The sequence below is a fragment of the Nocardioides sp. Root151 genome (assembly GCF_001427925.1).
In the GTDB taxonomy this organism is placed as follows: Bacteria; Actinomycetota; Actinomycetes; order Propionibacteriales; family Nocardioidaceae; genus Nocardioides.
In genome coordinates, this window is record NZ_LMGG01000001.1 from 1,145,118 (window position 1) to 1,165,382 (window position 20,265).

19 protein-coding genes are annotated in these 20,265 nt (G+C 70.4%); 6 read left to right on the top strand and 13 right to left on the bottom strand.

What is annotated here, in order from left to right:
- Position 1 precedes the first annotated feature (1 nt).
- From ASD66_RS05440 to ASD66_RS05455, 4 genes are read left to right on the top strand one after another with little or no spacing between them, the layout of a single operon-like run.
- Positions 2-1,408 (top strand): O-antigen ligase family protein, encoded by a 1,407-nt coding sequence (locus ASD66_RS05440; RefSeq protein ID WP_056890244.1) that lies wholly within the window; start codon positions 2-4, stop codon positions 1,406-1,408.
- On the top strand, positions 1,405-2,190 hold the full coding sequence (locus ASD66_RS05445; RefSeq protein ID WP_056688596.1) for an FkbM family methyltransferase: 786 nt from the start codon (positions 1,405-1,407) through the stop codon (positions 2,188-2,190). The genes ASD66_RS05440 and ASD66_RS05445 overlap by 4 nt, the downstream gene beginning before the upstream one ends.
- Position 2,191: 1 nt before the next feature.
- Positions 2,192-3,499, top strand: a complete 1,308-nt coding sequence (locus ASD66_RS05450; RefSeq protein WP_056890245.1) for a glycosyltransferase family 61 protein — start codon at positions 2,192-2,194, stop codon at positions 3,497-3,499.
- 13 nt (positions 3,500-3,512) lie between these two features.
- On the top strand, positions 3,513-4,466 hold the full coding sequence (locus ASD66_RS05455) for a UDP-glucuronic acid decarboxylase family protein (RefSeq protein WP_056890246.1): 954 nt from the start codon (positions 3,513-3,515) through the stop codon (positions 4,464-4,466).
- 71 nt (positions 4,467-4,537) lie between these two features.
- Here the strand turns inward: ASD66_RS05455 and ASD66_RS05460 are convergent, their stop codons facing one another.
- Positions 4,538-5,461, bottom strand: coding sequence for a hypothetical protein (locus ASD66_RS05460; RefSeq protein WP_056890247.1), 924 nt, complete (start codon positions 5,459-5,461; stop codon positions 4,538-4,540).
- Between the two features lie 403 nt (positions 5,462-5,864).
- On the opposite strand from ASD66_RS05460, the gene ASD66_RS05465 reads away from it, so the two are divergent.
- On the top strand, positions 5,865-6,722 hold the full coding sequence (locus ASD66_RS05465) for a hypothetical protein (protein WP_056890248.1): 858 nt from the start codon (positions 5,865-5,867) through the stop codon (positions 6,720-6,722).
- 82 nt (positions 6,723-6,804) lie between these two features.
- Here the strand turns inward: ASD66_RS05465 and ASD66_RS05470 are convergent, their stop codons facing one another.
- The 8 genes from ASD66_RS05470 to ASD66_RS05505 form a co-directional block, all read right to left on the bottom strand.
- On the bottom strand, positions 6,805-8,148 hold the full coding sequence (locus tag ASD66_RS05470) for a UDP-glucose dehydrogenase family protein (RefSeq protein ID WP_235529964.1): 1,344 nt from the start codon (positions 8,146-8,148) through the stop codon (positions 6,805-6,807).
- Positions 8,149-8,334: 186 nt separating this feature from the next.
- Complete coding sequence (locus ASD66_RS05475) at positions 8,335-8,631, bottom strand: DUF1416 domain-containing protein (RefSeq protein ID WP_056688609.1); 297 nt, start codon at positions 8,629-8,631, stop codon at positions 8,335-8,337.
- A gap of 120 nt (positions 8,632-8,751) precedes the next feature.
- On the bottom strand, positions 8,752-9,600 hold the full coding sequence (locus tag ASD66_RS05480; RefSeq protein WP_056688612.1) for a sulfurtransferase: 849 nt from the start codon (positions 9,598-9,600) through the stop codon (positions 8,752-8,754).
- A 35-nt stretch (positions 9,601-9,635) separates the two neighbouring features.
- Positions 9,636-10,097, bottom strand: coding sequence for a DUF4395 domain-containing protein (locus ASD66_RS05485; RefSeq protein WP_056688615.1), 462 nt, complete (start codon positions 10,095-10,097; stop codon positions 9,636-9,638).
- A gap of 499 nt (positions 10,098-10,596) precedes the next feature.
- On the bottom strand, positions 10,597-12,507 hold the full coding sequence (locus ASD66_RS05490; protein WP_235529965.1) for a Na+/H+ antiporter: 1,911 nt from the start codon (positions 12,505-12,507) through the stop codon (positions 10,597-10,599).
- Between the two features lie 66 nt (positions 12,508-12,573).
- The gene (locus tag ASD66_RS05495; protein WP_056688618.1) at positions 12,574-13,485 is read right to left on the bottom strand and encodes a helix-turn-helix domain-containing protein; all 912 of its coding nucleotides are present in this window, start codon (positions 13,483-13,485) and stop codon (positions 12,574-12,576) included.
- Between the two features lie 67 nt (positions 13,486-13,552).
- A complete protein-coding gene (locus tag ASD66_RS05500; protein WP_056688623.1) occupies positions 13,553-13,897 on the bottom strand; it encodes a hypothetical protein in 345 nt (114 codons plus the stop codon).
- Positions 13,898-13,938: 41 nt separating this feature from the next.
- Positions 13,939-14,556, bottom strand: a complete 618-nt coding sequence (locus tag ASD66_RS05505) for a TetR/AcrR family transcriptional regulator (RefSeq protein ID WP_056890249.1) — start codon at positions 14,554-14,556, stop codon at positions 13,939-13,941.
- 106 nt (positions 14,557-14,662) lie between these two features.
- Between ASD66_RS05505 and ASD66_RS05510 the strand changes: the two genes are divergently transcribed.
- A complete protein-coding gene (locus tag ASD66_RS05510) occupies positions 14,663-15,730 on the top strand; it encodes an oxygenase MpaB family protein (RefSeq protein ID WP_056890250.1) in 1,068 nt (355 codons plus the stop codon).
- 62 nt (positions 15,731-15,792) lie between these two features.
- Here the strand turns inward: ASD66_RS05510 and ASD66_RS24360 are convergent, their stop codons facing one another.
- The 4 genes from ASD66_RS24360 to ASD66_RS05530 all read right to left on the bottom strand — a co-directional run bounded on the left by ASD66_RS24360 (position 15,793) and on the right by ASD66_RS05530 (position 20,203).
- Positions 15,793-16,422, bottom strand: coding sequence for a hypothetical protein (locus ASD66_RS24360; protein WP_056890251.1), 630 nt, complete (start codon positions 16,420-16,422; stop codon positions 15,793-15,795).
- A gap of 147 nt (positions 16,423-16,569) precedes the next feature.
- Entirely contained in the window at positions 16,570-18,228 is a 1,659-nt protein-coding gene (gene menD / locus ASD66_RS05520; protein ID WP_056890252.1) for a 2-succinyl-5-enolpyruvyl-6-hydroxy-3-cyclohexene-1-carboxylic-acid synthase, read from the bottom strand.
- Complete coding sequence (locus ASD66_RS05525) at positions 18,225-19,190, bottom strand: o-succinylbenzoate synthase (protein WP_056890253.1); 966 nt, start codon at positions 19,188-19,190, stop codon at positions 18,225-18,227. Before ASD66_RS05525 ends, menD begins: the two co-directional genes overlap by 4 nt.
- Entirely contained in the window at positions 19,187-20,203 is a 1,017-nt protein-coding gene (locus tag ASD66_RS05530) for an AMP-binding protein (protein WP_235529966.1), read from the bottom strand. The genes ASD66_RS05525 and ASD66_RS05530 overlap by 4 nt, the downstream gene beginning before the upstream one ends.
- Positions 20,204-20,265 lie beyond the last annotated feature (62 nt).

The window sequence follows — 20,265 nt, forward strand, 5'->3', positions numbered from 1 at the left end:
GATGAAGCCTGTCGCCACCTACGGTTCGGGCCTGCTGGTCCTGGCCGGCCTGCTGGCGCTGGCCTCCGTCAACACGATCACGATGATCCTGGCGGTGGTCCTCGCCGTCGGGCTCACCATGCTGGTCGCCCTCGGCACCGAGCGCCTCGGCACCCTTGCCATGATCGCGGCGATGGTGTTCGCACCGCTCAACAACGTGCGTCCCGCCGAGGCCGTCAACTTCGTGACGTTCAGCGACCTGTTCTTCGCCGCCGGCTTCGGACTGCTGGTGCCGACGATGCTGATGCGCAAGTCCCGGGTGCCGACCGGTTTCGCCGTCGCGGGCAGCCTGATCCTGGTCCTCACCGTGATCGCGTCGCTGCTCAACGAGGCGCCACTGATGAGCCTCAACTACGGGTTCCGGCTCGTCGCCGCGGTCGTCGTACTGCCTTTCCTGTTCCTGTGGTGGCGACCCTCGATCAAGCTGATCGACGGGTTGGCGTGGTCGTTCGTGGCCGGGCAGGTGATCAGCCTGGTCGGCGGCATGGTGGTCGGGGCCAACCCCAACGGCCGCTACATGGGCCTGACCACGCACACGAACTTCTTCGCACTCGGCGCCCTGATGTCGTTCGCGATGTTGATCCACCTCTACTCCCGCTACGAGACCACCGGCATGCGGTTGCTGGTCTGGGCGGCGGGCGGCGCGGTGATCGCCAGCGCGATCCTCTCCGGTTCGCGGGCCTCGCTCCTCGGCATGGTGATGCTGGCGGTGCTCTACCCGCTCGTGGAGCGCTCGGTGCTGTCGGCGTACCTCGTGGTGTCGGCGGCGATCCTCGGCCTGGCATCGCTGAACTGGCTGATCTCGATCGCCGGCGAGAGCTCGGCGCTGGCCCGGCTGAAGGGCGACTCGACCGCGTCGTACTCCGACCAGGCCCGCGAGCGCGCGTTCACCACCGGCGTCCAGGAGTTTCTCGCAAAACCCTTGCAGGGCAACGGATTCGACATCACCGCACTCGACGCGCACAACGTCTACCTGCAGGTCGCGGTGGGCATCGGCATCTTCGGCGCGGTGGCCTTCGTGATGGTGCTCTGGAACCTCGTCGTGCCACTGTTCCGGCCCGGCCCGTTGCGGCGACTGGGCTACGTGCCGCTGGCGTACGCAGCGGTCGCGGTGATCACGAACTCACTGTGGGACAGGTTCGTCTGGGCCGGCCTGGCGCTGGCCGCACTGGCTGCCGTCTACTCGGACGACGACGTTCCCGCCGACCCGTCGCCAGTTCGGGGCGACCCGTCGCCAGTTTTGGGCGACCCGTCGCCAGTTTCGGGCGCCCCGTCGTCGCGGCGCTCCGCGACCAACCTGACTGCCTGGGAGCAGTCGTTCACCGCGGGCAAGCATCGCGCCCCCACCCACACCCCGGAGATCATGTGAGCCGCCGTCCCGCCCTCGCCGCACGCCGCGTGAGGCAGACCCTGCAGTACGCCAACGGCGCGTCGCTGCTGTTCAACCTCGCCTCCGCGCGGACGCCGTGGGCGCGGTCGTCGCTGACCTACCGGCTGCGCGGCGGCGGCACCGTCTCCTGCCCCAACGTGGCCGGTGCCCGGGTGCCGATCTACGAGGTGTTCTCCGAGGACACCTACCGCATGAAGGAGACGATCTCGGGCCTTCCACCGTCGCTGGTCGCCCTCGACATCGGCGGCCAGGTCGGGTGCTTCTCACTTGCCCTGGTGCGTGCCGCCAAGCGGGTGCAGGTGCACGCCTACGAGGCGTCGCCGTCGACCGCCGCGTGGCTGCGCCGCAACGTGACCGACAACGGCTTCTCCGCGTCGATCACGGTCCACGCCACCGCGGTCTCCGACCACGAGGGCACGATCTCGTTCAACGACAACGGCCAGGCCTCCGGCCTGAACGGGCTGACTGCTCCCGATGGCACCCTGGTCGAGGTGCCGTGCATCCGCTTCGCGGCAGCCGTCGCCGCTGCCGGGGGGCGGGTCGACCTGGTCAAGATCGACACCGAGGGCGCTGAGTACGACATCGTCCTGGGCTCCTCGCCCTCCGACTGGGCGTCGGTCTCGCGCGTGGTCATGGAGTACCACGACGTGCCGGGCCACTCGTGGGACGAGCTGCACGCGTTCTTCACCTCGTGCGGCTTCACCCTGCGCCGCCACGAGCCAGCCGGCCCGCGCCAGGGCACCGTCTGGTTGGCGCGCTGACGTGTCCCGACTGCCCAACTGGCTCGAGCCGGCCTTCCCGGTGGTCAAGCGCGCGCACCGCTTCGCCACCCGTCGCGTCGGCGCGCTGACCCGTCGCCAGTTCGTGCCGACCCGTCGCCAGTTCGTGGCCCGAGCCGAAACTGGCGACAGGTCGATGCGGGCAGTGCCGTGGACCGGGACCGAGTCGGTCGACGAGACGTGCCGCCTCGACCCGGCGGCCGTCGTACAACCCCTGGCGCCGGCGCGCCCGGCCCCACGCCTCGAGCCGACCGGTCACTGGTTCTGGCGCGGCCTCGGGTCGTACGACGAACCGCGCCGGTTCCTCCTCACGATCGAGAACGGGCTCGTCGTCGGCGACTACGCGGCACACGTGACACCACGGGGTGTGCTCGACTACGAGACGTCGGAGTACTACGGCGTCAACGGCTGGCAGGAGCACCCGATCTACCTGCGCCGGCGGATGCCGCCGGTCACCCCGGTCGACGGGTCGCTGCTGTCACTCGCCACCCGCGGCACGGGCGGCAACTACTACCACTTCGTGATGGACCTGCTCCCGCGTTGGGGCGTCCACCAGGAGGCCCGGCCCGGGGACCTGCCCGACCACTTTCTGCTCAGCCGCGGCTCGCGCTACCAGGAGCAGCTGCTCGGCATGCTCGGCCTCGACACGGTCTCGACCCTGCAGCCGGCCAAGCACCTGGCGCTGAGGCCCGACACGTTGCTGGTGCCCTCGATGTCGAACCCCGACACGATGGCGCCCCCGTGGACGACGCGGTGGCTCTCGACGAACCTGCCTCCGAGCGCCGCCGCCTCGACCCTGCCCGACCGCATCTACATCACGCGTGGGTCGGCGAGGAACACCCGGCGCCTGGTCAACGAGGACGAGATCTTCGCGGTCCTCGAGCGACAGGGCTTCGTGAAGATCGACTGCGGCGCGCTGTCCGTGCAGGAGCAGATCGACCACTTCGCCGCGGCGTCGGTGATCGTCGCGCCCCACGGTGCCGCGCTGACCAACCTGAACTTCTGCTCGCCCGGCGTGCGCGTGCTCGAGCTGTTCGCACCGCGCTACCTGAACAAGTGCTTCTGGGCGATCGCGTCGAACATCCCGGAGTCGACGTACGCCTTCCTGGTCGGCACGTCTGGCCGCCCGGTGCGCGAGGGCAACCCGATGGGCGGCGTACAGGATGACATCACCGTCCCCGTGGCCGACTTCACGGCCGCACTGGAGTCCCTGCTGGCAACGGCCCCGGTGTCACCGGCAACGCCGTCGCCGGGCACAAGCTTTCCGGGCGCTCTGCCCGGTCGTAGTTGAGGAGTAGATCGAAGTGGGCAACCAACAGCGCGTCGTCGTCCTGGGCGGCGCCGGATTCCTCGGGTCGCACCTGTGTGAGCGGCTGGTCGGGGAAGGACACGAGGTCGTCGCGGTCGACAACTTCATCACCGGCTCGGAGTCCAACGTCGAGCACCTGTCGGGCACCCCGTTGTTCTCGCTGGTCGAGGCCGACGTCTCCGACGGCATCCCCGTCGAGGGACCGGTCGACGTCGTGCTGCACTTCGCCTCACCGGCCTCGCCGATCGACTATCTCGAGTTCCCGATCGAGACTCTCAAGGTCGGCTCGCTCGGCACCCTGAACGGCCTCGAGCTGGCCCGCGCGAATGACGCCCGCTTCATCATGGCCTCGACGTCCGAGGTGTACGGCGACCCGCAGATCCACCCACAGCACGAGGACTACTGGGGCTACGTCAACCCGGTCGGCCCGCGCAGTGTGTACGACGAGGCGAAGCGGTTCTCCGAGGCGCTGGTGACCGGCTTCCGTACGACGTACGGCACCAACACCGGCATCGTGCGCATCTTCAACACCTTCGGCCCGCGGATGCGCCCGAACGACGGCCGCGCGATCCCCAACTTCGTGCGCCAGTCGTTGCGTGGCGAGCCGATCACGCTCGCCGGCGACGGCAGCCAGACGAGGTCGATCTGCTACGTCGACGACCTGGTCGACGGCATCCTCGCGCTGACCCGCGCGTCGATCCCGGGGCCGGTCAACATCGGCAACCCGCACGAGATCTCGATGCTCGACCTGGCCCAGTGGATCGTGAAGCTGGTCGGGTCGTCCTCCGAGACGGTGCACATCGAGCGGCCCGTCGACGACCCGACCGTCCGCCGCCCCGACATCACCCTGGCCACCCGCGAGCTGGGCTGGGAACCGCAGATCTCCGCCGAGGAGGGCCTGCGTCGCACGATCGAGTGGTTCCGCACCCACCCCGACGTCACCCGCTGACAAGGTTCGCGTCCCTCGACCGCCGAGAGTGAAGTTCATGTCGGGTCCGCGACTCAGACCCGACACACAGTTCACTCTCGGTGCGGGAACGGCCACCGCGGCATCTCCCTGGTCACCCGCTCCCCATCCCTGCCCAGCTCACGGGCCCGGATGCGTTCGTCCAGCGTGAGCGGCGGTACGCCGTCCGGAGGCTCGAGGGTCCACGTCTGCGGCAGACGCGCCTTCCCCGCCCTGGTCACGGCTGCCACCATGCGTCGTACGGCAGCTCGTCGGTCATGCAGTTCACCGGCGACGAAGCTGAAGAACTCGAGCCCGTGGGTACGCAACCGCGTCTCACGAGAAATGTCACGACTGCGCCGTGCGGTCTGCGCGTGATGCAGCCCGTCGTACTCCCCGACCACGCCGAGCCCCGGCGCCAGCAGGTCAGGTCGGGCCAGGTGCTGCCCTGCCGGGCCGTAGACGTCGCGATTGCTCAGCGGAGGGGGCAGTCCTGCGTCCTCCTGCCACACCAGACGCATTGCGGTCTCCTGGCGAGACTCCGCCCCTTCCACCGCCAAGGCGAGGGCACGTCGAGCCTGCTGGATGCCACGGCGCGGAGGTACGGCGGCCAGGTACGTGGCGAATCTCGCGCGTGAGGTGAGCTCGGCGTGGAGGACCATGTCGATGTCGGCCACGGCACGGCGTACGTCGATGGCCGCACAGATCTCGTCGGTCAGGGCCCGGTGCACGTCGGTGCACGGCACCCCGTATCGCAGGACGATCTCGGACGGGTGCACGGCCGCCCTCGTGAACGCGACGTTGCCGTGCACCCGTTGCGTCGGGGTGATCACCTGCACCGGAAGCTCGACGCCGGGCCGCACTGTGCCGTCGAAGTAGCGCGCGCCCGCCAGGTGCAGACTGGCCCAGCCGGTGACCGCGAACCCCGGCGGCAGGTGAGCGACCGCCTCGATGATGCGCTGTTCGGGTTGCTCGAAGACCGCATCGGCAGGCAGCACGCGACCGGGCCCCGTTCGTCTCCATCGGCGTCCTCGCGCCTGTCCCGGAGTGGGCCCATCCCTACCTGATGCGTCGATCTTCATCGGCACGACCAGGCGCGGCCGCCCCAGCCTGGGGGGCGGGAGGACGCGTCGAACCCCGGCGAGGGGATCGGGTGGCAGGTGCATGGCCCGAGCGTGCCTGAACCGGAGCGAACGCGCGCGCCGTCATCCACAGGCTCCGCCTGACCGCGCGCGACGCGCAACTCCGCGATGACCACCGAGAGTGAATTCTGCGTCGAGTCTCGGGCCGCAACCCGACACAGAAGTCACTCTCGATGCCCACGACCGGACCGCGTGGGCGGCTCGAAGATGACCCGTTCTGGGGAGGCCGAGGACCGACGCCACGACCTACGCTCCGGACATGAGGCAGCGACTCCTGGGCAAGGCTGTCGCCGCCGGGGTGTCGGTCGTCCTGCTCCTCTCCCCGGCCGGCGCGTCCGGGGACGTGACCTGGACGCGGGTCGGCACCGGCATCACGCAGGGGGTCAGCGGCATCGCTCCCGCGGCCTCGGGCTGGGTGATCGTGCGCGACAACAAGACCAGCGGCCAGAACCGGGTGGCGCTGCTGAGCGACGCCCATGTCGTCACCAACCTGACCTGGCCGGGCACCGCGCCGTCCGACCTGGAGGCCATCGATGCGGTGCCCGCGCAGGCCAACCGGTACGCGGTGGTCACGAGCACGGGCGCCGGGCGGATCATCACGATCTCGGGAACCACGCTGAAAGTCGTCCGCAGCTTCACCCTTCCGGCCGGCAGGGTCGAGAACGAGTCGTTCGCGCTCACCCGCTTCGGCACGACGACGGTCGCCGTGTGGGCCAACCGTGGCTCGACGACGACGCCGGGGAGGTTGTTCGCCGCCACGTTCAACCCGTCCACCAGCGCCTTCGGTGCCGTGGCGCAGGCGAGTGTCTCGGTGCCGTTCCCGACCACCAACGTGCGTCCGATCAGTGACACCAGGGTGCTCTCCGACGGGCGCATCGTGATCTCGAGCGCCTCCGACAACGGCAACAACGGCCCCTTCGACACGGCTCTGTACGCGGTCGGAACAGTCAGGCTCGGCTCCGGTCGCGCGCAGCTCGCGATCGTGGCACCCGTCTCGCTCGGGACCTATCCGGGCCACAAGGTCGAGGCAATCGCCTGCAAGGGCTCCGCGGGGATCCTCGGCACCGACGACGAGAACCTGGGCGGCTGGACCGCCGTCGGCACGTTCTGCGACTGAGCGGTCCGGAGCATCGGACCGGGGCAGACCCGTGCGCTGGCGGGCCCCCCGACGGCCCGCCAGCGCCCAGGCTGGTCTGGGTTCAGGCGAACTGGTGGCGCCCCAGGGATCGGTAGTCGAAGCCCGCGGCGATCCAGGCGGCCGGGTCGAGGCAGTGCCGGGCGTCGATGATCACCGGGCGCCGCACGATGTCGACCAGCTCGGCCGGGTCGAGCTCGACGTAGTCGGCCCAGTCGGTCAGCAGCATCACGAGGTCGGCCTCGTGACAGGCCTTCACCAGGTCCTCGGCGTACTCGAGCTTGGGACGCTCGCGCCGGGCCGGCTCGATCGCGCGCGGGTCGTGGACGACGACGTCGGCCCCGGCCAGGTGCAGCTGGCCGGCCACGTCGAGCGCAGGCGAGTCGCGGATGTCATCGGAGCCGGGCTTGAACGCGGCGCCGAGGATGGTGATCCGCTTCTCGCGCACGTCGCCGTCGAGCAGGGTCTCGGCCAGCGCCACCACGTGCTCGCGGCAGCGGCGGTTGATCATGTCGACCTCGTGCAGGAAGCCGAGCGCGTGGGGCACGCCGATCTCGGACGCGCGCGCCATGAACGCGCGGATGTCCTTGGGCAGGCACCCGCCGCCGAACCCGAGGCCCGGGTGGAGGAACCGCCCACCGATGCGTACGTCGTGGCTCAGCGCCTCACTGAGCGTGACCACGTCGCCACCGGCCGCCGTACAGACCTCGGACATCGCGTTGATGAACGAGATCTTCGTGGCCAGGAAGGCGTTCGCGCTGGCCTTCACGAGCTCGGCGGTCTGGAGGTCGGTGGTGATGACGGGTACGCCGTCCTCGGCGATCGGCGTCGCGAAGATGCGGCGTACGACGGCCTCGGAGCGGCTGTCGTCGGGGTGCAGCCCGATCACGATGCGGTCGGGGTGGAGGGTGTTGCGGATCGCGTTGCCCTCCTGGAGGAACTCGGGGTTCCAGCACAGCTCGAGCGCGTCGCCGGCCGGCGCCAGGGCCCGGGCCTCCTCACGGAACCGCGCCGCGGACCCGACGGGCGTGGTCGACTTGCCGATCACCACGACCGGCCTGGTGAGCAGCGGGAAGAGCGAGGCGCAGGCGGACTCGAACTGGCTCAGGTCGGCCTGCAGCTCGCCGTGCACCTGGGGAGTGCCGAGGCAGAGGAAGATCGCATCGGCGTGGTCGGCGACCTTCTCGAGGTCGTGGGTGAACTCGAGCCGACCCGAGGCGACGCCCTCGGCGACCAGGTCGTCGAGGCCGGGCTCGAAGAACGGGGTCTGTCCGGCAGAGAGTGCGGCGATGCGTTCGGTGCTGATGTCCTGGGCGATCACGTGGAAACCCAGGGCGGCCAGGCACGACGCCGTGGTGGCACCGAGGTAGCCACAACCGATGACGCCGATGCGCAGGTCTGATGTCACGCCGATCCCCTTCGTGGAAGCATTGCGGAGGATCAACGACGGGGTGCCCGAAATGTGACGGCCTGCGACGGGGGCGGGTTTCGAGCTGGTTCCTCGTTCCTCGACCACCGGGGCCCGTACGACGCAGATCGGCCCGCCGCGCACGAAGCGCGACGGGCCGAATGACACCCACAGGGGCGGGGTGGATCAGATGGCGATGGCCACCTCGGCCACCGAGCCCACGGCCGCGGTCACCTTCGTGTCCACGACGTCGGCCTTGGCGGCCAGCGTGCGCAGGGTCCACTCGCCGTCGTTGGCGAAGAACCGGAAGTGACCGGTCGCCGAGGTCGGCACCTCGGCGGTGAACTCGCCACTCTTGTCCAGCAGACGCACGTAGGCGTTGCCGACCGGCTCACCGTCACGGGTGACCTGGCCCTGGACCACTGCTTCCTTCGCGACGTCTACCCCGTCGAGGGAGAGGCCGCCTTCAACTGCACCGCACATGTTGTTTCCTTCGTGGTTCGGCCTGGTTTCGAGACGGTCGCGGGGCGACCTCCTCAACCAGCGGGGATGCCTGGTTTCGAGACGGTCGCGGGGCGACCTCCTCAACCAGCGGGGATGGGATCAGGCTTCGCCGCGCTCGTCACCGAGGACGATCGGGACGCCGACGAGGGAGCCGTACTCGACCCAGGAACCGTCGTAGTTGCGGGTGTTCTCGTAGCCGAGGAGCTCGTGCAGCACGACCCAGGTGTGCGACGAGCGCTCACCGATGCGGCAGTAGGCGATGGTGTCCTTGGAGAAGTCGACGCCGGCCTCTTCGTAGATCTTGGTGAGCTCGTCGTTGGACTTGAAGGTGCCGTCGTCGTTGGCCGCCTTGCTCCAGGGGATGTTGGCGGCGGTCGGCGGGTGGCCGGCGCGCTGGGCCTGCTCCTGCGGGAGGTGGGCCGGGGCGAGCAGGCGCCCGGCGTACTCGTCGGGGCTGCGGACGTCGACCAGGTTCTTGGCGCCGATGGCGGCGACGACGTCGTCACGGTTGGCGCGCTTGGTGGTGTCGAGCTCCTGCGCGGTGTACGTCGCGGCGGTGCGCTCGGGCACGTCCTGGGTGAGCTCGCGGGACTCGAGCTCCCACTTCTTGCGGCCACCGTCGATCAGCTTGACGTCGTTGTGGCCGTAGAGCTTGAAGTACCAGTACGCGTAGGCGGCGAACCAGTTGTTGTTGCCGCCGTACAGCACCACGGTGTGGTCGTTGCTGACGCCGTTCTTGGAGAGCAGGGCCTCGAAGCCCTCCTTGTTGATGATGTCGCGGCGGACCTGGTCCTGCAGGTCGACGGACCAGTCGAACTTGATGGCGCCACGGATGTGGCCCTTGTCGTAGGACGTGGTGTCCTCGTCGACCTCGATGAGGACGACCTGGTCGTTGTCGATGTTGTCCTCGGCCCACTGGGTGGAGACAAGGGTGTCTTCGCGGCTCATAGTGCTATCTCTCTTTTTCCGTTGGGTGCAGCGTGTCAGTTGGTTGCCGGCGTGGCGCTGCGGCGGGCGAGTCGCCCGTGCAGTCGCCGTCCGAGGAGGTACATCTCGCAACCGAGGCAGAACGCGAAGACCGCGTTCAGCAGTGCCGCGGCCAGCGCGAAGCCGACCGCGATGTCCCCCACGAGCGTGGCGCCGGTGAGGTATCCGAGGAGACCGACCGCCGCGAACGCCAGGCCGACGGCCTGGGCGAAGCGCGGAGGTGCGGCGTCCTCGAGTTCTTGGGGGGCAGCCAGTCGAGGGCGGATCAGGTTGCGGAACACCCATGCGTGAGGGGTCTTCCGGACTCCGAGGCCGGCACCGATCGCGAACAACACGGCCTGTACGCCGAGCAGCGCGACGCCGAGGGCGTTCGGTGCGGTCAGAAGTACGACGGCGAGCACGACCGCAGTCACCACAGCGTTGAACTGTGGTGCGCGCGGATCGATCTGCTGGCTCATTGCACTCCTGAGGAATTGTCCTGAATCTTAGTCGACTTTGTGCCATTAGGCACGGGACGCAGGAGCGAGCGACATGGCGGCACACGGCCGTGATCGGCCAGGCCTGCTCAGCTCGGGAGATTGCGTCCCGTCAGGACATTCGACACAGCGCCGAGCGCGTGCGGCAGTGATCCACTGCGCGGCGCTTGGTCAGCATGGTCGTGAACATGCGGGCAACAGTACGCGGGGCACGATCGGGGGCGAAGTCCGAATCTCGCGGAATGGACACTCCATCCACATCATGAGACTCGCTGCGGCGTCCTGCGCACGAGGCGGACCGCAACTTCCCGGAAATACAGAACGCGCCAACCGGGTCTCGGGTCCCGGTTGGCGCGTCGTTGAAAACTATAGCGCCCCGTGCCCAGCGGACAACCCGAAACGGAGAAATTCCTCGAAGAAAACTTCCGACGAAGTCCGGGTGGCCGGACGGGGCGCCCGGGCAGCTCGAAGGGTGGGCAGCTCAGCCGGTCACGTGGTGCACGAAGCACCAGCGCCACGACTCCCCGGGCTCCACGGAACGCATCACCCGGTGGCCGGTGTCCTGGAAGTGCAGCGAGGCATGACGACGGGGTGAGGAGTCGCAGCAGCCGACGTACCCGCAGTCCAGGCACATCCGCAGGTGCACCCACGACGTCCCCTCCTCCAGGCAGCCGGCGCACTCGCCCGGCGTGCCCGGGGACACGTCACCGAAGTCGCGCGTGAGGTCCTCGCAGAGGTCGCCGGTCGCCCGCGCCTCGGTGCGGGTGGCCCGCACCCGGTCTCCGTCGGCGACCGCGACGTCGATCATGGACTCCTCGATGTCGAGCATGGACAGCACCTCCTGGACGACGTTGTGCGGCACCTGCCCGCCGCTGCGCACCTCGAGCACCTTGGTGCGCTCGGCCTCGATCATCTGGAGCCTCAGTCGAGCATACGTCTGGCTCGGGGTCTCCTGGTCGCCGTCGGGGTTGCCGAGCTGCTCCCACACCGCGAAGTTGCGCTGGTCGAGGCGGGCCTTGATCAGCTCGAGCGCGCCGAGCGGGTCGTCCTCGACGTCCTCGACGACCTCGAGCCCCGCGGCGGTGGCCTGGTGGAGCAGGGTCGCCCGGGCCAGCGCCTCCTCGGCCGGGTCGGGCGAGGGCACCTTGAGGCGGCGGGCCACCCACGGCAGCGAGAGCCCCTGGAGGAAGAGCGTGCCAGCCACGACGGTGAAGGCGATCAGCAGGAGGATCTCGCGGTGCTCGGTGTGCTCGGGGATCAGGAAGGCCGCGGCCAGCGTCACGACACCGCGCATGCCGGCCCAGCCGAGCACGAACGTGCTGGTCCAGTGCGTGCCCACCTTGTCCCTGCTGGGCAACGTGAGCAGGTAGCGCAGCGGGAAGACCCAGACCATCCGGAGCGCCATCACCGCGATCAGCGACAGGCCGCAGATCAGGGCGATCCGGCCGGCGGACAGCTCGCTGTCGGCGACGTCCTCGACGATCCAGCGACCCTGCAGGCCGATCAGCAGGAAGACGGTGTTCTCCAGGACGAACGCGAGGGTGCGCCAGTTCATCCGCTCGGCGATGCGGGACTGCGCGGTCTGCAGCACCGGCGCCTTGTGGCCCAGCAGCAGGCCGGCCACCACCACCGCGATCACGCCGCTGGCGTGGATCTGCTCCGCCGCGAGGTACGCCGCGAACGGGGTCACCAGCGACACACCGGTGTCGAGCAGCGAGTCGGTGATCAGCTTGCGGACCTTGGCCACCACGACGAACGCGATCAGTCCGACGATGACGCCACCAACCGCCGCGCGCAGGAAGTCCCAGCCCACGTCGTACAACGCGACCGAGCCCGACATCGCCGCGATCGCCGTACGCAACGCGACCAGCGCGGTCGCGTCGTTGAGCAGCGACTCGCCCTCGAGGATCGTGACCACGCGTCTGGGCAGTCCGATGCGCCGGGCCACGGCAGTTGCGGCGACCGCGTCGGGCGGCGCCACCACGGCACCGATCGCGATCGCGGCCGGCCAGCCGACGCCCGGCAGCAGGAGGTGTACGACGAGCGCGACGCCGGCCGTGGTGAAGATGACCAGCCCGATCGAGAGCAACAGGATCGAGCGGCGGTTGGCGTTGAAGTCGACCAGGGAGGTCGACAGCGCGGCGCTGTAGAGCAGTGGTGGCAGCAGGCCCAGCAGCACGACGTCGTGGTCGAGGTGCACTTCGGGGACCACGGGCACGAAGCTGGCCGCGATGCCCGCCGCGATGAGCAGCATCGGGGCCGGGAAGTCCAGGCGCTGGGCCAGGCCGGTCAGGGCCAGGACGGCCACGGCCAGCACGATGAGCTGAAAGGCGATCTCCACGAGCGCCATCATCCCCGTCCCCGCCCCCACCTCGAGCAACGCGGGGGTCACGGTCGCTCCACACGCGTCATGCCGCGGGCGAACCGTCCACACCACCGCACAAGTGGGGCCTCGACGTCAGGCGGTCGGCTGGGCCACCCACAGCATCGGGTCGCCCCAGCCGAGCTCGCTGATGCCGTGGCTGTCCAGGGCCAGCACCACGAGGGTGCGGCGGTGGGCGGCGAAGGTCAGCACGTGCGCGATCATCCCGCCGTAGGTGAACACCTCCGGCTGCTCGCAGATCGCGTCCACGAACGTGTCGTCGAGACGCCCGGCGGCCACCACGTCGCGCACGTGGGCGAGGTACGTCGGCCCCTCGTCGGCGAGCCTGGACCGCATCGAGGCCAGCGACTCGTGGTCCTCGAGGGACCAGTCGTAGTCGCGGTTGGCCATCGCGGCGTTCCACATGCCCATCTGGCCGATCAGCCGGGAGAGCAGCGCGCGGATGGTCTGCTCGTCCTCGTCGACGTCCAGCCCGATCCTCCGGTCGAGCTGCTCGTCGGTGAGCCGCTCGGCCAGTCGCACCATCTCGCCGGTCAGCCAGACGTGGTGCTCCACCATCTTCGTCAACAGATCCATCGAACTCACCTTGTCTCTCGCCGGCAGGCGCAGGCTGGCCGGCGGGTGGAAGTGCACGCCGCTGGGCGCGGCGATCTGGATGTGACCGGGCTTGCGGCGCCAGGCCGACGGGGTCGTCCCGTAGGCCTTCGCGAAGGCGCGGGTGAACGCCTCGTGCGAGCCGTAGCCGGCCTCGACCGCGATGTCGATCAGCGGTGCCTTCGTCGAGATCATGCGGTACGCCGCCCGCTCGAGGAGCACTCGACGGCGCAGGGCCGAGGGTGGCTCGCCGGCCACGGACCGGATCATCCGGTCGAAGTGGAACCGGGAGAAGTGCAGCCTGGCGGCCAGCTCCTCACCCGTCGCCTCGTGGTCGTCGAGCGCCTCGGTGAGGTGGTCGACGAAGTCCACGAAGGTGTCGGTTGCGGTCATGTCACCCATCCTCTGCGGCAGGTGCGACCGGCCGCTTGATCGGCCTTGCCGCAGTTTCGGTCCGGCGTCAGGCCGGGGTCAGCGAGCCGATCCCGCTGCCGTAGTGCGTCTCATAGGTGTAGCGCACCTGCGCGTCACCGGGTGGCAGGATCAGAGACGCGGCCTGTCCGATGATGTCGCCCTCGAGGTGGACGCTGACGTGCACGTTGCGGTCGGCCGGGATCTCGAACGACACGAGTCCCCACACGACGACGTACTGCCGGCCGTCGATGCTGGCCAGCGGGCGGTACTTCGAATGCACCATGCCGTTGCCGGTGGTGAGGTTCAACGACAGCAGCCGCGTGGCGCCCGTGTGGAAGTCGACGTACGGGATCACGGAGGCCTGGCGGCTCAGCTCTGAGGGTTCACTCATGACCGCCTCCTTCCCCGATGGCGACGGTTCAACCCGCCGGCTCAACCAGCAGGTCGGATCAACGGGTCGAGGACCGAGCGCACGGCAGCGACGAGTCGGTCGGTGTCGAAGCGGTCGGGGTCCTCGAGGACGAGCCGGCCGAAGTGCTCGAGGACCGCGAGGACCGCGTGCGCCAGGACCTCACTGTCCGAACCGGGCAGGACCGAGTCGATGAGCACGGCGACGTGGTGGCGCACCAACTCACGGTCGGCGTCGATGCGGGAGCGCACGGCGTCGGGGGTGCCGTGGCCGGCGAGCAGGATCGGCTGCCAGGTCAGCGGGTCCTCGCGCAGCTGTCGCACCATGGTGGCGACCGTCACGTCGATCAGCGCGTCGAGGTCGTCGGGGTCGGCCTCGTCGGGCAGGGCAGCCAGCAGCTGGGCCATCGCACGGACCTGCTGGCGGTCGAGCAGGGCGAGCAGCAGCGGCCCGAGCCCGTCGTAGGCGCCGTACACCACGGGCCGGGTGACGCCGGCCTCCTTGGCGATCGCGTCGATCGACACCCGGTCGTAGCCGTCGCGCACGATGATGCGGATCGCGGCGTCGAGGATCTGCTCCCGGCGCTCCTCGATCGGCACGCGTGCGGCGTACGGGCGACGGCGCTGCGTCTGTGACGACATGGGAAACACCTTAGGTGGACGACCCTTCACAAATTACTACATGTGTGTAGTAATTAGGTCATGGCGCCGGCACCGAGAGCGGCGCGACACGAGAAGGAGGGCCGCAATGGCCATCGCGATGCGCAGGACCAAGCAGGTCGAACCCCACGAGGACTACGGGTTCTTCGGCCCCGACTCCGTGACCTGGAAGGTGTGGAGCTACCCCTCGTCCCTGACCGTGGGCTTCCAGCGCGCGGTCGTCGTCGAGGAGCTCGACCCCGCCCTGATCGCGGCCGTCGACAAGACCCACGACATCTACAAGCGACCGCGCACCCGCTACGACCGCACCCTGCGCTACTTCGCGATGGTCGCGTTCGGCGACTCGCGCTCGACCTCCCAGGTCGCCGACGTGCTGGTCAAGATCCACTCCAAGGCGATCGGCACCGACGAGGTCACCGGCATCCGGTACGACGCCAACGACCCCGAGTCGCAGCTGTGGATCCACCTGACCGCGTGGCACTCGATCCTCAAGGCCTACGAGATGTACGGACCCGGCAAGCTCTCCGCCGAGGACGAGGAGCAGTACTGGGCCGAGTGCAGGGTCGCCGCCGAGCTGCAGACCTGCGACCAGTCCGACATCCCGCGCAACCGCGAGGAGCTGCACGCCTACTACGAGCGGATGCGGCCCCAGCTGCTCGGCTCCGACATCGCGAAGCAGGCGATGCACCACCTGCTCAACGCCAAGGTGATGCTGCCCCCGGCGCCCTTGTTGCTCCGGCCGGGGATGCTGGCGGTCAACGCAGTGCTCCGCGCGGCCACGATCGCGACCATGCCGCGCTGGATGCGCGAGATGGGCGGCCTGCGCCAGTCGCGGGCGGTCGACGTGGCCGTGCTGCCGATCATGAAGGCCTCGCTGTGGCTGGTGCAGGTGCACCCGAGGATCGAGCTCGCCGTGCTCGGCCTGCTCTCCCCGGCAACCGTGCCCGTAGTGACGCCGATCCTGCTCGGCGTACCACCCACCAACCCGGAGGTCGTCACACCGGCGGAGGCGCGCGAGCGCTACGGCTACGACCGGCCCCGCGAGGCGCACCTCGAGTGGCGGACCAAGCAGCACCAGCGCGTGTTCGGCGAGGGTGCCGCGCCCTCCGACGCCGGTCTCGTCGAGTCCCAGGAGATGCTCGGCCGGTTGGGCTGACAGAGCCGTCCCGGAACAGGACGGGCCCGGCCAACCGGCCGGGCCCGCCTTGTTGCCATCACTCAGGCGCAGGTGTGATCGCCCTGCGTGTTGTCGGCGACCTTGTCACCCTCGAGGGTGAGGGTGCGGGCCCTGGTGCCGTCGGGGCCGACGCAGACGTCCACGGAGCCAGACTCGACGCCCACCACGGTGACCATGAACGGCCCGTCGTGGCCGGCGTGACGCTCCACGTAGGCGCTGGCCCGCTTGAAACGGTCGGCGGTCGTGGCCGCCTGCAGGTCGCCGAGGTCGGCGCCACTCGAGGCCACCGCGGCCTGACGGGCCTCGAAGAACCCGGCCGCCGCCTGCGCGCTCGGGTCGTCGGCGAACTCACCGAGGTCGACCGTGACATTTCCGGACCCGGCCGCGCCTGCGTCCGACCCGGCGTCGGTGCCGTCGCCGGCTGCCTCGTCAGCCGACTCGTCGTCCGACATCCCGGCCTTGTCCTTGGCCTTGGTCTTGGCCTCCTCGGCCTTCGCCTTCGCCTTGCCCTTGGCCTCCTCGGCCTTCTGGGAGGCCTTCTCGGACGCCTCGGCCTTGGCCGACGCTGCGGCCTCGGCCGCCTTGTCCTTGGCGTCGTTGCCTGCCTTCTCCGCCTCCGAACAGCCCGTCAGGCTGATCGTGACGAAGACCGTGGCGGCAACTGCTGTCATCACTCGTGTGTGGCGCATGTACGTCCTTTGACTACTTGGCAAGTCCCCGAGAGGGACATCTGTGCACCGGGCGCAACGGAGCTGACACGGGGGCGTTATGCGGCAATGCCACGAAGTGAGACGGCCACGCTCAGACCGGCCCCGAATTCATCGCAGCGCCCGGATCCGTTCATCCAGCGCACGACGGTTGTCGCGACGGCAGGCGACCTCGACGACCTCGATGCCGCCGTTCGGGCTGGCCAGCGCCTGCTCCAGCTCGGGCAGCGACCCGACCTTCCAGTGCGGGGTGCGAGTGGCCGCGCACAGGCTGGCCACGTCGACGCCGTGGGGGGTGCCGAAGAGCTTGTCGTAGCGGTCGGCGAACCGGTCGTCCCCCTGCTCGAGCATCGCGAAGATCGATCCGCCGTCGTCGTTGACCACCACGATCGTCAGGTCGGGCCGGGCCTCGTCGGGGCCGATCACCAGCGCGTTGGCGTCGTGCAGGAACGTCACGTCGCCCATCAGCACGAGGTTCCGCTCGCCGTGCGGCCTGGCCAGGGCGGCACCGATGGCGGTCGAGATGGTGCCGTCGATGCCGGCCAGTCCGCGGTTGGCGACGATCCTGCGCCGCTCCCCCACTGTGTAGGGCCGCGCCATCAGGTCGAGGTCGCGGATCGGGCTCGACGCACCGATCAGGAGCAGGCCACTGGGCGGTACGGCGGCACTGACCGCGCGCGCCACGTCGTACGGCGTGGGCCCGGGCTGCTCGGCGAGCAACCGGTCCAGGTCGCGTGAGACGCGGGCATCGGCGGCGCGCCACTCCTCCAGCCAGGCCGGGTCGTCCTTGCCCGGCGTGGTCAGCGCGGAGACCTCGCGGTCGACGGGGAACGGGCGCCGGGCCCACCAGCCGCGTGCCTGCACCGAGACCACCTCGACGTCCTCGCGCTCGAGGAGCCGGGTGACCGGGCGGGAGAGGGTCGGGTGACCGGCGACGACCACGCGCTCGATGCGGCCGCCGAGCTCACCGTCGAGCAACAGCCGGTAGCAACGCAACGCATGGGTGCCGTTGCGGGATCCGCTGCTCGGCTCGGCGAGCAGCGGCCAGTCGGCGTTCTCCGCCAGCACCCGGGCCGGCGGGCCGGCGTCGTCCCCGGCGACGACGACGGTGCGGGGACCCAGCGGAAGGGTCTCGGGGTCGGGGCGATCCGGCTTCGGTCGGGTCGATGCGTCGGCCGACGACGGGTCGGCAGGTGCGGTGCGGTGCCACGGGGCGTCGGGCACCAGCGGCGGGGTGAACTGCACGTTGAGGTGCACCGGCCGGCCACCGTGACGGCTGGCGCGGGGACCGGCCGCGGAGCGGAGCTCGCCGAGGGCCTCGCGGGCCGCGTCGAGGTCGTCGGGTCCGGCGAGGTCGACGAAGGACGCCGCCTCCCCGAAGATGCGCACCTGGTCGGTGGTCTGGCTGGCACCCGTGCCGCGCACGGACGCCGGCCGGTCGGCGGTCACCACGACCAGCGAGACCCCGGCATGGGCGGCCTCGAGCACGGCGGGGTGCAGGTTCGCCACGGCCGTGCCCGACGTGCACATCACCGCGGCGGGCGCCCCGACCTTCGCCATGCCCAGCGCCAGGAAGCCGGCAGTGCGCTCGTCGAGTCGGGTGTGCAACCTGATCCGGCCGTCGCGGGCGGCGTCCCAGGCCGCGAAGGCCAACGGTGCGTTGCGCGAGCCGGGCGCGAGCACGACCTCGGTGATGCCGGCGGCGACCAGGTCGTCGAGCACCGAACGCGCCAGCAGGGTCGAGGGATTGGCACGCGGCGGCGGGGTCATGGTGTGTGATCCTTCCGCAAGGCCTCGCGCAGCGCATCCACGTCGGCACGCCGGTTGGCCCAGTGCGCCACGCGAGCGGGCGGCGCGGCCAGCCGGACGAGCGCCTCGTCGAGCACCGTCGGCCGGCCCACCGGGAGCATGCCGCCCACGGGGCGCAGCGGCTCGGCCACCACGTCGTCGGTGAAGAGCTGCACGGTGGCCAGGCCGCACGCGTGCGGGAGCTCCGGGAGCGCGGCGGCCAGGGCCAGTCCGGCGGCGATGCCGACCGACGACTCCAGGGCGCTGGAGACGACCACCGGCAGCCCGATGTCCTCCGCAATGCGCAGGCAGGCGCGCACGCCGCCGAGGGGCTGCACCTTGAGCACGGCGATGTCGGCGGCCTCGAGGTCGCGCACCCGGTAGGGGTCGGCGGCCCGGCGGATCGACTCGTCGGCGGCGATCGGCACCTCGACCACCCGGCGTACGGCGGCGAGGTCCTCCACGTCGGCACAGGGCTGCTCGACGTACTCCAGCCCACCGGCTGCCCGGTCCAGCGCGCGGATCGCGGCGACTGCCTCCTCGACGTCCCAGCCGCCGTTGGCGTCGACCCGGATCTGCCCGGTGGGTCCGATCGCGTCGCGCACCGCCTCGACGCGGGCCAGGTCGTCACCCAAGCTCTGGCCGCGCTCGGCGACCTTGACCTTGGCGGTCGCACAGCCCCCGGCGACCACGATCTCGTGTGCACGCTGGGGATTCGTCGCCGGCACGGTCACGTTGACCGGCACCTCGGCGCGGACGGCGGCTGGCCAGTCACCGGCCGCGGCCTCCTCGGCGCAGCGCAGCCACGGCTCGGCCTCGGCCGCGTCGTACTCCAGGAACGGGCTCCACTCACCCCAGCCACCCTCGCCGCGGATCAGCACGCCCTCGCGCACCGTGATGCCGCGGAAGCGGGTGTGCAGCGGGATCGAGTAGACGTGGTTCATGCGGGTCCTTCCGCGAGGCGGCGCAGGGTGAGTCGGTCGACCTTGCCGTTGGGCAGGTGCGGGAGGGCGTCCAGGCGCACGAGCCCGCGCGGCGCCCAGGCCCGGGGGTGCTCGGCCGAGACCCAGTCGCGGGCCTCGTCCAACGTCAGGTCGCCCACCACGAAGGCGACCAGTCGCTGGCCCCACTCGTCGTCGGGTACGCCGAGCACCTCGACCGTCTGGACAGAGGGGTGGGCGCGGAGCCGCTTCGCGACGGCCGGTGCGGGCACGTTGATGCCACCGGTGATCACCACGTCGTCGACGCGACCGAGCACCCGGAGGCGGCCGTCGACGATGCGGCCCAGGTCGGAGGTGACGAACCAGCCGTCCACCAGGGCGCGGGCGGTGAGCTCCGGGTCGGCGTCGTAGCCGTCGAAGAGCACGGGCCCACGGATCCGGATCGGTTGCCCCTCCGGCACGTCGAGCTCCACGCCGTCGAGCGGCAGGCCGTCGTACACGCAGCCACCGGACGTCTCGCTCGAGCCGTAGGTCACGACCACCCGGACGCCCTGCTCCTCGGCGCGGGCGCGCAGCGCCGGGTCGACCGGACCGCCGCCGAGGAGCACCGCGTCGAACCCGGCCAGCACCGCGGCGTCCGTCTCGAGCAGGCGGTGCAGCTGCGTCGGCACCAACGAGACGTAGCGGCACCCGGTCGCGGCGGCCGCGAACGACCCGTGGTCCTCGAGCACGACCGGCTCGGCTCCGTGCAGCAGGGCGCGTACGACGACCTGCACTCCCGCGACGTACGACGCCGGCACGGTCAGCAGCCACGTGCCACTGCCCCCGAGGCGCTCATGAGCGGCGTGCGCGGACGCGAGCACGGCCCGGCGGGAGAGCACCACCCGCTTCGGTCGACCGGTGGACCCGGAGGTCTCCACCATCAGTGGCTCGGGCTCGGCCTCCGCGTCGAGCCACGCACGCACCGCGCCGAAGACCTCGGGGGCGGTGCCGTGCACGGGTCGGAGAACGCTCACCCGACGAACGCTAGCGGCATGCCCGCGAGGCCCGGCGAGGCCACCAAGAAATGAGAGGCGTG

Excerpts from the sequence above, each read along its gene's own strand:
- ASD66_RS05495 (WP_056688618.1), bottom strand. The coding sequence starts at position 13,485 with ATGACCGCAACCGACACCTTCGTGGACTTCGTCGACCACCTCACCGAG.
- ASD66_RS05500 (WP_056688623.1), bottom strand. The coding sequence starts at position 13,897 with ATGAGTGAACCCTCAGAGCTGAGCCGCCAGGCCTCCGTGATCCCGTAC.
- ASD66_RS05465 (WP_056890248.1), top strand. The coding sequence starts at position 5,865 with ATGAGGCAGCGACTCCTGGGCAAGGCTGTCGCCGCCGGGGTGTCGGTC.
- ASD66_RS05505 (WP_056890249.1), bottom strand. The coding sequence starts at position 14,556 with ATGTCGTCACAGACGCAGCGCCGTCGCCCGTACGCCGCACGCGTGCCG.
- ASD66_RS05475 (WP_056688609.1), bottom strand. The coding sequence starts at position 8,631 with ATGTGCGGTGCAGTTGAAGGCGGCCTCTCCCTCGACGGGGTAGACGTC.
- ASD66_RS05485 (WP_056688615.1), bottom strand. The coding sequence starts at position 10,097 with ATGAGCCAGCAGATCGATCCGCGCGCACCACAGTTCAACGCTGTGGTG.
- ASD66_RS05510 (WP_056890250.1), top strand. The coding sequence starts at position 14,663 with ATGGCCATCGCGATGCGCAGGACCAAGCAGGTCGAACCCCACGAGGAC.
- ASD66_RS05440 (WP_056890244.1), top strand. The coding sequence starts at position 2 with ATGAAGCCTGTCGCCACCTACGGTTCGGGCCTGCTGGTCCTGGCCGGC.
- menD (WP_056890252.1), bottom strand. The coding sequence starts at position 18,228 with ATGACCCCGCCGCCGCGTGCCAATCCCTCGACCCTGCTGGCGCGTTCG.
- ASD66_RS24360 (WP_056890251.1), bottom strand. The coding sequence starts at position 16,422 with ATGACAGCAGTTGCCGCCACGGTCTTCGTCACGATCAGCCTGACGGGC.
- ASD66_RS05525 (WP_056890253.1), bottom strand. The coding sequence starts at position 19,190 with ATGAACCACGTCTACTCGATCCCGCTGCACACCCGCTTCCGCGGCATC.
- ASD66_RS05480 (WP_056688612.1), bottom strand. The coding sequence starts at position 9,600 with ATGAGCCGCGAAGACACCCTTGTCTCCACCCAGTGGGCCGAGGACAAC.